15 protein-coding genes are annotated in these 11,832 nt (G+C 35.9%); all 15 read left to right on the top strand.

Annotated elements, in window-relative coordinates:
- Positions 1–1,228, top strand: a 1,228-nt coding sequence (gene fliF / locus VIG73_RS09845; RefSeq protein ID WP_331641445.1) for a flagellar basal-body MS-ring/collar protein FliF, incomplete at its 5' end; no start/stop codon positions are given.
- A 10-nt stretch (positions 1,229–1,238) separates the two neighbouring features.
- Positions 1,239–2,252, top strand: a complete 1,014-nt coding sequence (gene fliG / locus VIG73_RS09850) for a flagellar motor switch protein FliG (protein ID WP_331641446.1) — start codon at positions 1,239–1,241, stop codon at positions 2,250–2,252.
- A complete protein-coding gene (gene fliH / locus VIG73_RS09855) occupies positions 2,245–2,982 on the top strand; it encodes a flagellar assembly protein FliH (protein WP_331641447.1) in 738 nt (245 codons plus the stop codon). Before fliG ends, fliH begins: the two co-directional genes overlap by 8 nt.
- The gene (gene fliI, locus VIG73_RS09860) at positions 2,979–4,298 is read left to right on the top strand and encodes a flagellar protein export ATPase FliI (protein WP_331641449.1); all 1,320 of its coding nucleotides are present in this window, start codon (positions 2,979–2,981) and stop codon (positions 4,296–4,298) included. The genes fliH and fliI overlap by 4 nt, the downstream gene beginning before the upstream one ends.
- Positions 4,298–4,738, top strand: a complete 441-nt coding sequence (gene fliJ / locus VIG73_RS09865; protein WP_331641451.1) for a flagellar export protein FliJ — start codon at positions 4,298–4,300, stop codon at positions 4,736–4,738. Before fliI ends, fliJ begins: the two co-directional genes overlap by 1 nt.
- Before the next feature lie 5 nt (positions 4,739–4,743).
- A complete protein-coding gene (locus VIG73_RS09870) occupies positions 4,744–5,337 on the top strand; it encodes a MotE family protein (RefSeq protein WP_331641453.1) in 594 nt (197 codons plus the stop codon).
- 27 nt (positions 5,338–5,364) lie between these two features.
- Positions 5,365–6,714, top strand: coding sequence for a flagellar hook-length control protein FliK (locus VIG73_RS09875; RefSeq protein ID WP_331641455.1), 1,350 nt, complete (start codon positions 5,365–5,367; stop codon positions 6,712–6,714).
- 8 nt (positions 6,715–6,722) lie between these two features.
- A complete protein-coding gene (gene flgD, locus VIG73_RS09880; RefSeq protein WP_331641457.1) occupies positions 6,723–7,175 on the top strand; it encodes a flagellar hook assembly protein FlgD in 453 nt (150 codons plus the stop codon).
- Positions 7,176–7,180: 5 nt separating this feature from the next.
- A complete protein-coding gene (locus VIG73_RS09885; protein WP_331641459.1) occupies positions 7,181–7,552 on the top strand; it encodes a TIGR02530 family flagellar biosynthesis protein in 372 nt (123 codons plus the stop codon).
- A 76-nt stretch (positions 7,553–7,628) separates the two neighbouring features.
- Entirely contained in the window at positions 7,629–8,498 is an 870-nt protein-coding gene (gene flgG, locus VIG73_RS09890; protein ID WP_331641461.1) for a flagellar basal body rod protein FlgG, read from the top strand.
- Between the two features lie 154 nt (positions 8,499–8,652).
- Positions 8,653–8,871, top strand: coding sequence for a flagellar FlbD family protein (locus VIG73_RS09895; protein ID WP_331641463.1), 219 nt, complete (start codon positions 8,653–8,655; stop codon positions 8,869–8,871).
- Positions 8,864–9,286, top strand: a complete 423-nt coding sequence (locus VIG73_RS09900; protein WP_331641465.1) for a flagellar basal body-associated FliL family protein — start codon at positions 8,864–8,866, stop codon at positions 9,284–9,286. The genes VIG73_RS09895 and VIG73_RS09900 overlap by 8 nt, the downstream gene beginning before the upstream one ends.
- A 44-nt stretch (positions 9,287–9,330) precedes the next feature.
- On the top strand, positions 9,331–10,329 hold the full coding sequence (fliM, locus tag VIG73_RS09905) for a flagellar motor switch protein FliM (protein WP_331641467.1): 999 nt from the start codon (positions 9,331–9,333) through the stop codon (positions 10,327–10,329).
- Positions 10,319–11,458 carry a flagellar motor switch phosphatase FliY gene (gene fliY, locus VIG73_RS09910; protein ID WP_331641469.1) on the top strand — a complete coding sequence of 380 codons (1,140 nt, stop codon included), beginning with the start codon at positions 10,319–10,321 and terminating at the stop codon, positions 11,456–11,458. Before fliM ends, fliY begins: the two co-directional genes overlap by 11 nt.
- 11 nt (positions 11,459–11,469) lie before the next feature.
- Entirely contained in the window at positions 11,470–11,832 is a 363-nt protein-coding gene (locus tag VIG73_RS09915) for a response regulator (RefSeq protein WP_331641471.1), read from the top strand.

Below are 11,832 nucleotides of genomic sequence, written 5' to 3' on the forward strand. Positions count from 1 at the left end.
TGCTATGCAAACAGAATTAGCTAACCTCATAAAAGGTATTGACGGCATTCAAGATGCTCAAGTGATGATTAACATACCTAAAGACCCATTGTTTGTAAATGAAGAAACCGAACCTGCAAGTGCATCAATCGTATTACATACAGAACCAGGATATCAATTTGAAGGTAACCAGATTAATGCGCTATATACACTCGTTTCAAAAGCCGTTCCCAATTTAGCACAAGAGAATATTGCCATTATGAACCAGTACTTTGAATATTTCGATCTCGATGACATAAGGAGTTCGGCATCAAAGCAAGATGCACATACATACCAGCAATCCATTAAAAAGGATGTCGAACGTGACTTACAGCGTCGTGTTCAACAAATGTTAGCTACGATGGTAGGAAGTGAAAATGTTGTTGTATCGGTTACTGCTGATATCGACTTTACACAAGAAAATCGAGTAGAAGAAATTGTTGAGCCGATAGACGAGGAAAATATGGAAGGGTTACCTGTTAGCATCGAACGGATCCAGGAAACATATAGTGGAAACCCTGATGAAGTTGGTGGCATTACCGGTACAGGAGAAGAAGATATTGCGGGATATCAAGGGATAGATGAGACGGCTGATGGTGATTATGAACTGGTAAAAGAAACGATAAATAATGAATTTAATAGAATACAAAAAGAAATTGTAGAAAGTCCATACAAAATTAGAGATCTCGGCATTCAAGTAGCTGTTAATAATGTTAGATTACGTGATGGTGAGAATATTGAATATCTGACAGCTCAAGAACAAAATGTTGTCGAAGAAGGCATTGCAAGCATACTTGAATCAATGGTGCAAACATCAATTGATAAAACATATGAAAATGACGAAGTTGGTGAAGATGTCATAAATGAAGGTCATATTTCTGTTGTTTTTCAAGAATTTACCGAAAAGCCTTTAACAACAGGCGAACCATCACAGTCATTGCCAACCTGGGTCTATTTCGTCGGCGGAGGATTATTATTACTCGTTATCATATTAATCATTCTCTTAGTTCGCCGTAAACGAGCATCTGAAACGGAAATGGACTATGTTGAAGATGTACCGATGATTAAAAACGAAGAAACATCTATTAGTGACATAGAAATTGATCAGAATTCAGACCAAGTCGTCCGGAGAAAGCAATTAGAAAAAATGGCAAAAGAAAAACCAGAAGAGTTCGCAAAACTATTAAGAAGCTGGATTGGGGAAGAATAGGAGGGATATCATGGCAAGAAAACGAAGTACATTAACTGGTAGACAGAAAGCAGCAATCTTATTAATATCCCTCGGCCCTGATATTTCTGCACAAATATATAAATATCTAACTGAAGAGGAAATTGAAAAATTAAGTTTAGAAATATCGTCTGTGAAAAAGGTAGATTCAGATATAAAAGAGGAAATTATTGATCAGTTTCATCAAATCGTCCAGGCTCAGGACTTTATATCTCAAGGCGGCATTGGTTATGCGAAAACAGTTTTAGAAAAAGCTTTTGGGAAGCAAGAAGCATCAAATATTATTAATCGGCTAACCCAATCTTTACAAGTACGTCCATTTGACTTTGCTAGAAAAGCTGATCCACAACAAGTACTTAATTTTATTCAAAATGAGCATCCACAAACGATTGCACTTGTTTTATCCTATTTGGATCCAGAACAAGCGGGACAAATTCTGTCTGAATTACCACAAGAAGTGCAAGCGGATGTAGCAAAACGAATTGCAACGATGGATTCTACATCACCAGAGATCATTAGCCAAGTTGAACATGTGCTAGAGCGCCATATCTCGTCTTCCTTTACAGAAGATTATACACAAGCAGGTGGTATTCAGGCCGTTGTTGAAGTACTTAATGGAGTCGATCGGAGTACAGAAAGAACAATCTTAGACGCATTAGAGGTCCAAGATCCTGAATTAGCCGAAGAAATTAAAAAGCGGATGTTTGTCTTTGAAGATATTGTCATATTGGATAACCGAGCCATTCAACGTGTGATTCGTGAAGTTGATAATGAAGATTTGCAATTAGCTTTAAAAGTTTCTAGCGAAGAAGTAAAGGAACTCGTCTTTCAAAATATGTCAAAACGAATGGCAGAAACATTCAAAGAAGAAATGGAGTTTATGGGCCCCGTTCGATTGCGTGATGTTGAAGAGGCACAGACTCGCATTGTATCTGTTATACGTCGCTTAGAAGAAATTGGTGAAATCATTATAGCTCGCGGTGGAGGAGACGATATCATTGTCTAATATATCGCTAAGACAGATTAAGATTAAGCCCATTCAACCTTCTGTTCGAGATGTTCTAAAAAAAGAACAAATAGATGATGAATCTAGTAATCTTTTCGAACAAGTAAAACACGCTAAAACAGAACTAGAGCAGATAAAAGAGCAACAAAAACAACTTATAGATGCGACAAACCGAACAATACAAGAAGAAAAAAGTAAATGGGCGGATGAAAAGAAGCTGCTTAAAGAACAGGCTCATAAAGAAGGATATAGAGAGGGATTTAATCAAGGTGAACAACAAGGGCGCGAACAATACGATAAAGCGATACGACATATAAACAAACTAAGCCATCAAGCCCTAGAAGACTATGATCAAACAATTGCTCAAGCAGAACCAGATATCCTTCATATCGCTGTAAACATAGCGAGTAAAATTTTACAACATACATTAAAAGACGATCCTCGCTTATTTCAAGAACTTGTAAAAAAGGCGATTACGGATATAAAAAACAAGCAGCTGATTACAATCCATGTCTCAGAACAACAATTTGGGATGATGCTAGAACAAAAAGATGAGCTCATGCGCATATTAGAGCATGATAGTAAGCTTTCTATTAAACTTAATAAAGATTTGCCAGATTTCGGATGCCAAATCGAACATAAAGCCGGCATGTTAGATATCGGAATTGACACCCAGCTAAATGAAATACGACATGTTTTAAATGAATTCGTATTGGAGAATCGTCAATGAATATAGGAGCAATTACATCATTAATTGAAGAAACAACGACTTATAAATCATACGGTAAAGTGATTCAGGTTATTGGGCTTATGATTGAATCACTTGGTCCACGCGCCCATATCGGTGAGGTATGCTATATCCATACAGAAAATGAACAAAAACAGCCAGTTATGGCAGAGGTTGTTGGGTTCAAAGAGGATAAAATTATTTTAATGCCTTATACAGAAGTCAATGAAATTGCTCCAGGTTGTTTAGTGGAATCAACAGGTAAGCCATTAACTATTAAAGTGGGAAGAAGTTTATTAGGTCATGTTATCGATCCATTAGGAAAAAACTTAGATCAAACCATTCTACCAAATGGACTGCAAGATTATGTTACCGATCAAATCCCGCCTAACCCCATGCTTAGAAGCCCAATTAATGAGCCGATTCAAACTGGTGTCAAGTCAATCGACTCACTATTAACGGTTGGAAAAGGGCAACGGATTGGGCTATTTGCAGGTAGTGGTGTTGGAAAAAGTACGCTATTAGGTATGATTGCTAGAAATAGTAATGCCGATATTAATGTCATCGCCTTAATTGGAGAACGTGGTCGTGAGGTTCGGGAATTTCTTGAAAAAGAACTAGGTGAAAGTGGCTTAAAAAAATCGATTGTAGTTGTTGCTACATCAGACCAACCCGCTTTAATGCGGATTAAAGGTGCCTATACAGCGACAGCTATTAGTGAATATTTTCGCAATCAAGGATATGCTGTTAACTTACTTATGGACTCTATTACCCGTGTTGCTATGGCGCAAAGAGAAGTTGGCCTTGCAACAGGTGAGCCACCGACAACAAAGGGTTATACGCCATCTGTTTTTAATATATTACCAAAGCTCTTAGAACGAACAGGAACCGGTGAAAAAGGGACGATAACAGCATTTTATACAGTTCTTGTTGATGGAGATGATATGAATGATCCGATTGCTGATGCAGTTAGAGGGATATTGGATGGCCACCTTATTTTAGATCGTAAATTAGCTGAACGAGGTCATTTTCCGGCTATCAACATATTGAAATCGATAAGTCGTGTCATGAATCAAATTGTCGATACAGATCATATTAAAACGGCTCAACAAATGCGTAACTTCCTAGCAACGTTTGAAGAAAATCGAGAATTAATTCAAATTGGAGCATATAAAAAAGGAACTAATCGTGATATCGATCAAGCTATTCTAATGCAACCCAAAATAGAAGCATTTTTAAAACAAGGTATTAATGATTATCATTCGTTTCAAGAAACAGTAAAAATGATGGGTGATCTGATTCATGGGAGGAATCATTAATGACCACTAATAATGTGTTTTCTAAACTACTTGATTTAAAAGAAAGAGAAAAAAAGAATGCCCAAAAAGCCTATCATCGGTCTATGGAGAATTTTGAAGACGTTGCTATGAATCTTTACACATTACTGAAAAAGAAAGAAGACGCCGAACAAGCATATGATACATCGCTTCAAGGCAACATGACAATCGAAGAAATTAGAAGGCAAAACCGTTATATCAATACACTAACAAAGCAAATTGCGGCAGTACAATATGATGTACAAATGGCAAGACAAGATATGGAAACAAAACAAACCCAATTAACGGATGCCTATGTTGAAGTTAAAAAATATGAAAAAATCATTGAATACCGTGAAGAAGATAGAAAACAAAAACTTAAGAAAACAGAGCTTCAGACAATGGACGATATTTCAATCCGCCAATACTTAGCGACTAGGTGAAATAGATGAGTAATCAATATAATGAAAAAGAGAATAAAATGAACCCGTTAGTTTGGTTTTTCTTTGCAATTATTGTTCCCTTGATCGTAGCTATTACATTAGCATTTATTATCATTGCGGTGACAGGATTCGATGCTTGGGGTTGGGTTAAATCTACTGGTAAAAATATTCCGGTGATTTCTTCTTTAATACCAGCTGATGAAAACGAGAAGCGAGAAGCATTAGAAAAAGAACAAACCGAATTAGTTTTAAAAGAAAAAGAACAAGAAATTGAAGATTTATTATTAGAAAATAATGATTTAAAGGCTCAAATAAAACAAATGAAACAAAAACAAGCAAAACTTGAAAAATCAATCGAAACGAATCTTGAATCAAGGAATCTTAAAGAAGATGATACAAATCAAGTGGACCAATTTGTTGGGGCGTTCAAAGATATGAAGGCTGAGCAAGGGGCGCAAATCATTGAAAATATGAATGAGGAATCAGCACTATCCTTGCTTAAGAAAATGCCGAATAAAGTACGAGGGAAAATACTAGAGGCGATGGACTCTAAAAAAGCCGCCATATTAACTGAAAAGCTGATTGATTTCAATGAATAATCACTGCTTTAGGAGGAGGTGAGGGAAATGATAGATAAATTATTGTTTACGAATCACTTTACGTCTCATAATCAACCGAAACATCATAAAAATAACACGGAAACAAATGGTAATAAACTACTGTTTATGGATAACCTGCTTGAAGCACAAGAAACATTAAGCAAGCCAATTCAAGATATTGATTTTACTGAACAGCTTGCTCGAAAAAACAGCATAAAAGAAGCCGTACTATCAAAGCCACTTGTAGAAACAGATCAGCAAATTTTTGACATGATGGATGATGAAATAAATCAACAAGATGTTATCCGAGATATTATGTCTACCGTTATATATGATGATGTTAAACAAATCGCTGATCATGACATATCACCAGAGCAGATGAAGGATGAAAATGAGACTCTTTCTATCTCGATGTTACAACATCTTCCAATAAAAAACGTACAGCCCTTAACAACAAATGAAAATATGACTGATGGTACATATGATTTGTTATATCAGACAATCGAAAAAATTGCAGAACTGATAACTAAACCAAATGACGAACAGCTAATGATGAAAGCTGTCGCATTAGTTAAAGAGTGGCTAAACCATGGAAGGGTGTATTCAAATCAGGCTATACTTTCGGAGACAATGAATACAACTAAAGCCTTAGAAATTTGGCAACAACTTGTTCGACGTTTTGAACAAAGAGATCATCAATTGATTTCAAGAGGATATGGCATTGAATCACGTGTTACAACATCAGAAATTACAAAGTGGCTCTCATTATTAATAACAAACAACATGAAGAACAATGAATATCAAATTCCTAAAGGCGATTCATTCCATACACATCAAGCTGATAGTCAAGAAATCCTTAAACAAAAAGCAGTTATCGAACAACCAATTCAATCCTTACCGCCCGTTGCTATGTCAAATGTTGAACAATATATTGTTCATGTGAATCACGGTTCCCAGCAACATAATGGTGTAGAGATTATTAAGCAATTAGAGAAGATAATCAACGTGAGTCAATTTATGATTAAACCAGGGAAAACCCAATTATCTATTTCATTTAGGCCTGAAAATCTAGGGGAGATGATGCTTCGTTTTACACAAATAAATGGTGAAACGACTGTAAAGATTGTTGTCACAACACAGGTTGCACAAAAAGCGCTTGAAGCCAACATGCATCAACTCAAACATTTGTTCATGCCACACCAAGTAGTAATTGAAAGACAAGATATGGCTATGAATCAAACGATCGAAACAGAACAAGAAGCGGAAGATTTTAATCAAAATCAACATGAACAAGAACATAACCAATCAGAGCAGCAGAAGGAATCGAGTCATCATTTTGAAACAGAATTAGAGCAATTTTTGAATGAGAAAGTGTAGGTGTTTCGATGAATACAATAGATAAATCTTCTTTATATTTAAGTAATCAGCCAAAAACACGTGTCCCAAGTCCTGAATTAGGAAAAGATGAATTTTTAAAAATTTTAATGACACAATTACAAAATCAAGATCCTTTAAACCCAATGGAAGATCGTGACTTCATCGCACAAATGGCATCTTTTTCAACGTTGGAACAAACAATGAACATGGCAAATTCAATTGAAACACTCGTTCAAAGTCAGCTCGTTTCTCCTGTTATACAGTACAGTCATATGATAGAGAAAATTGTAACATATCATCAACATGACGAAGAAACAGGAAAAATAATTGGAAAAGAATCAAGCCAAGTCGTTGCTGTTAGTCAAAAAGACGGATGGGCAATCTTAGAATTAAAAAACGGAGATCAAGTCTATGCAGACGCGGTACTGGAAGTGAGGGATTCCGTTAAAGGAAGTGATTGAAACATATGGATGAAAAAGTTAAACACGTTCAACCATTTCACTTCATGCCAGTAAAAACTGTTCCTTTAAAACAGAATAAAAACGATAAGACAACGTTTAATGAATTATTAAAGGATGAACAAATCAAGATGAGTAAACATGCCCAAGAGCGTTTTTTAGAAAGAAATATAGAAATTGATGAAAAACAATGGAAAAAAATTGCTCATCATATGCAACAAGCTAAACAAAAAGGGATTACAGATTCATTAGTGATTTTAAATCATGCCACACTTCTTGTAAGTACTAAGAACAATACGATTGTGACCGCATTAGATCACAATGAAGTGAGCAATCGAATCTTTACGAATATCAATGGAGCGATTGTTATTAATGATTAAGGCTGGACCCGATTGGGGAGCCAACTAACTGTGAAATGACCGAAACAGTTAAATTATATTAAAGGAGACTGATAACATGTTACGTTCAATGTATGCTGGAATTTCTGGGATGAAAAACTTTCAAACAAAATTAGATGTCATTGGTAATAATATTGCAAATGTGAACACCTCCGGATTTAAAAAAGGACGTACAACATTTCAAGATATGATGAGTCAAACGGTTGCAGGTGCACAAGGGCCAACTGAAAACCGTGGAGGAGTAAACCCATCGCAAGTTGGTCTTGGCTCACAATTAGGTACAATCGATAATGTTCATACACAGGGGTTCCGCCAAACTACAAATAACCCACTTGATTTTGCAATTGAAGGTGATGGGATGTTCGTTGTGGCAAGTGGGAATATCCCTAATGATATTTTTGCTGATGGTGCCGATGATGTGGCTATTCATTATACACGAGCTGGGAATTTTTACTTAGATGAAGATGGTTATATTGTTAATCCACAAGGACTCTACTTAGTCGGATTTCAAGCAAATGATACGAATGATGATATAACAAATAATCATGGGAGAATTCAGTTACCTGAAGGATTTAAAAGCTTCAGTGTGCAAACAAATGGAACGATTTCATATATTGATGAGACAGGTGAACCTAAAGTGGCAGGGCAAGTGGCACTTGCTTTATTCTCAAATGCACCAGGATTAGAAAAAGCTGGAAGTAATCTCTTTTTAGACAGTAATAATGCGGGTCGCTACAATACGTTACAGCGTCCTGAGACAGATGCAGGTGCAGGTGCTATTGTTAGTAATTCACTCGAGATGTCTAATGTGGATTTAGCCGAAGAATTTACAGAAATGATTACCGCACAGCGTGGTTTTCAGGCCAACACAAGAATCATTACGACATCGGATGAAATATTACAGGAATTGGTTAATTTAAAACGATAACAAGGAGGCGAGGGCTGGGAAAAAATAATATGCTCAAGTTAAAGGCAAATATTGTATTATTTTAGCGATATATTTATTCGAAGCGGTGTATATACACTTCGTTCGAACTTTTTCTTAACAAAACACTTTTTGTCCCAGTCCTACCAATTAAAAAATGATTCAACTGACACGTCTTAATAATGATCAATTTACATTAAATGCCTGTATGATTGAACAAGTTCAATCATTTCCTGATACAACCATTACATTAATCAATGGTAAGAAACTTGTTGTCAAAGAATCAGAGACAGAAGTCATACAATTGACCACTAAATTTTATAAACAGGTTGGTCTTGTTCCATTTACTGAGAAAGCTGGTGATTTGGATGAATAAGTTTTTAAAAGTGATGCTCATGTCACTAATCGGATTAGTTTTTGTAACTGGTGTTGCTGTCATTATCGTTTTATATATTCTTGATAAAGAGGAAACTAAAGGAAAAGGGATGACCATCGATGAAATTGTAGAGTATTCCTATGAAACACCTGAAGTAACAACAGATCTGGATGATGGGACTTTTGTACGGATTCAATTTCAAATACTGACAGATGGGAAGAAGGCAAGAGAAGAATTAGAAAAGCGTGAATTTCAAATAAAGAACATTTTACTAAAAGAGCTATCTCTTATGGATGAAGAACATTTTAAAAAAGATTTAACAGGCATTGAAAAGTCATTACAAGAAAAATTAAATGAAGTGATGGTCGATGGAAAGATTACTGACGTTTATACAATCAGTAAAATCACGCAATAGATACATATAGAATACGTTATTTTCTCCATAATGGAGGTGGGATTTTGGTTGATGAAGTATTATCACAAAACGAAATTGATGCACTATTATCTGCATTGTCTACCGGAGAAATGGATGCAGAAGAGTTGAAACAAGAAGAAGAAAATAAAAAAATCCGCGTTTATGATTTTAAACGAGCCTTACGATTTTCAAAGGATCAAATTCGAAGTATTGGGCGCATATATGAAAACTATGCTCGTCTATTGACAACGTACTTATCTGGACAGTTAAGAACTTACGTGAATATTACGGTTGCATCTGTCGACCAGTTACCTTATGAAGAGTTTATTCGTTCAATCCCTAAGATGACAATATTAAATGTTTTTAGTATGGAACCATTAGATGGCAAAATCATCATGGAAGTAAACCCAAATATAGCTTATACAATGCTTGATCGAATGCTAGGGGGACAAGGAACGAGTAGTGCAAAGGTAGATTCATTAACAGAAATTGAAACGATTATTATGACACAGTTATTTGAAAAAACGAGCACTATATTGAAAGAAGCATGGTCTTCTCTCATAGATATTGATCCTAACTTAGACGAATTTGAGAATAACCCACAGTTCCTCCAAATGGTTTCGCCAAATGAAACGGTTGTTGTTGTTTCTTTTAATACAACGATTGGAGAAGTTAGTGGCATGATTAATATCTGTATCCCACATATGGTGTTAGAACCAATCATACCGAAACTTTCTGTACATTATCAAATGCAGACGGAAACGAAGGAACGGGATCCGGAAGCTTATGCGAAAATATCGGAAAACCTTAAACGATCAACAGTAGAAGCCAAAGCGATTCTAGGAGAAACTACTATAAATATTCAACAGTTTCTAAATCTAGACACCGGTGATTTGATTACCTTAAATCGTTCAATAGAGGATCCAATCGCATTGAAATTAAACGATATTCCTAAATTTAATGTACAGATTGGTAAGGTAGGTCATCATGTGTCTGTTCAGATATTGGAAGAAATAGAAGGGGGAGAAGAGCATGATAGATGATGGAATGCTTTCTCAAGATGAGATTGATGCACTCTTAAATATAGGATCTGATGATTATGATGAAAATAATGATCAAGTCCTAACGAGCATTGAAGAAGATACAATTGGGGAAATTGGTAATATTTCATTTGGGAGTTCAGCAACAACACTTTCAACATTACTTGGCCAAAAAGTTGAAATAACGACACCTGAAGTTTCAATTGTTAGCCGAGCTGATATAAATGCAACGTTTAATTTTGACCATGTATGTGTCTCAGTACAATATGTAGCAGGATTTTCAGGAGACAATTTATTTGTGATTAAAACACATGATGCAGCTGTAATCGCAGATATTATGCTTGGTGGAACTGGAGAAAACCCTGAATCAGAGTTAAACGAAATCCATCTTAGTGCTGTTCAAGAGGCAATGAATCAAATGATGGGAACCGCTGCAACGAGTATGTCGACTGTTTTTGAAAAGAAAGTTGATATCTCACCACCGAAAATAGAAACAAAGACAGTGGAAGAGTTAGAAAAAATGAATTCGCTCGGTGATAACGAATTATTAGTAAAAGTAGCCTTTCAATTAAAAGTGGGTGATTTAGTCGATTCAAAAATCATGCAAGTGATTCCATTCCCATTTGCAAAGGAAATGGCTAATGAGCTATTAGATATGTCACAAGCAGAACGAGAAATAAGTGCAACAGAGACTGTTATTGGTGAACAAGAACATGATGTAATAAATGAACAGCCAGTTTCGGTTACGCAAGTAGACCAAAAAGTCCAACAATCAAGTCAGTTTATCGGACAACCTGTTAACAAAGGGAATGCCCATGTTGAAAAAGCTGTGCTTTCGGAATTCCCAAATGTTCAGTTAGAGAAACAAGAACAGAGAAACCTGGATATGCTTTTAGATATTCCACTAAGAGTCACAGTAGAACTCGGACGCACAAGAAGAACCGTTAAAGATATATTAAGCTTAACATCAGGTTCTATCGTCGAACTCGACAAGCTTGCAGGTGAGCCCGTCGATATCTTAGTCAATGAAAAATTAATTGCTAAAGGTGAAGTTGTCGTCATTGATGAAAATTTTGGTGTAAGGATCACAGATATTATGAATCAGTCAGATCGAATAATGAATTTGAAATAGGGGGAGTTTTCATGGGTAAAAGAATATTAATTGTTGATGACGCTGCATTTATGCGCATGATGATTAAAGATATATTAACAAAGAATGGTTTCGAAGTTATAGGTGAAGCACAAGATGGTGCACAAGCTGTTGAAAAGTATGAAGAACTATCACCTGATTTAGTTACAATGGACATTACAATGCCGGAAATGGATGGGATTACTGCATTAAAGAAAATTAGAGAAAAAGATCCAGCCGCTAAAATTATAATGTGTTCGGCAATGGGCCAACAAGCAATGGTTATTGATGCCATTCAAGCAGGGGCAAAAGACTTTATTGTTAAACCCTTTCAAGCAGATCGTGTTATTGAAGCGATTCAAAAAGTTTTGGAGTAG

The sequence above is a fragment of the Cerasibacillus sp. genome (assembly GCF_036516575.1).
Taxonomy (GTDB): domain Bacteria; phylum Bacillota; class Bacilli; order Bacillales; family Amphibacillaceae; genus Cerasibacillus.

Excerpts from the sequence above, each read along its gene's own strand:
- fliG (WP_331641446.1), top strand. The coding sequence starts at position 1,239 with ATGGCAAGAAAACGAAGTACATTAACTGGTAGACAGAAAGCAGCAATC.
- fliI (WP_331641449.1), top strand. The coding sequence starts at position 2,979 with ATGAATATAGGAGCAATTACATCATTAATTGAAGAAACAACGACTTAT.
- fliJ (WP_331641451.1), top strand. The coding sequence starts at position 4,298 with ATGACCACTAATAATGTGTTTTCTAAACTACTTGATTTAAAAGAAAGA.
- VIG73_RS09870 (WP_331641453.1), top strand. The coding sequence starts at position 4,744 with ATGAGTAATCAATATAATGAAAAAGAGAATAAAATGAACCCGTTAGTT.
- VIG73_RS09875 (WP_331641455.1), top strand. The coding sequence starts at position 5,365 with ATGATAGATAAATTATTGTTTACGAATCACTTTACGTCTCATAATCAA.
- flgD (WP_331641457.1), top strand. The coding sequence starts at position 6,723 with ATGAATACAATAGATAAATCTTCTTTATATTTAAGTAATCAGCCAAAA.
- VIG73_RS09885 (WP_331641459.1), top strand. The coding sequence starts at position 7,181 with ATGGATGAAAAAGTTAAACACGTTCAACCATTTCACTTCATGCCAGTA.
- flgG (WP_331641461.1), top strand. The coding sequence starts at position 7,629 with ATGTTACGTTCAATGTATGCTGGAATTTCTGGGATGAAAAACTTTCAA.
- VIG73_RS09895 (WP_331641463.1), top strand. The coding sequence starts at position 8,653 with ATGATTCAACTGACACGTCTTAATAATGATCAATTTACATTAAATGCC.
- VIG73_RS09900 (WP_331641465.1), top strand. The coding sequence starts at position 8,864 with ATGAATAAGTTTTTAAAAGTGATGCTCATGTCACTAATCGGATTAGTT.
- fliY (WP_331641469.1), top strand. The coding sequence starts at position 10,319 with ATGATAGATGATGGAATGCTTTCTCAAGATGAGATTGATGCACTCTTA.
- VIG73_RS09915 (WP_331641471.1), top strand. The coding sequence starts at position 11,470 with ATGGGTAAAAGAATATTAATTGTTGATGACGCTGCATTTATGCGCATG.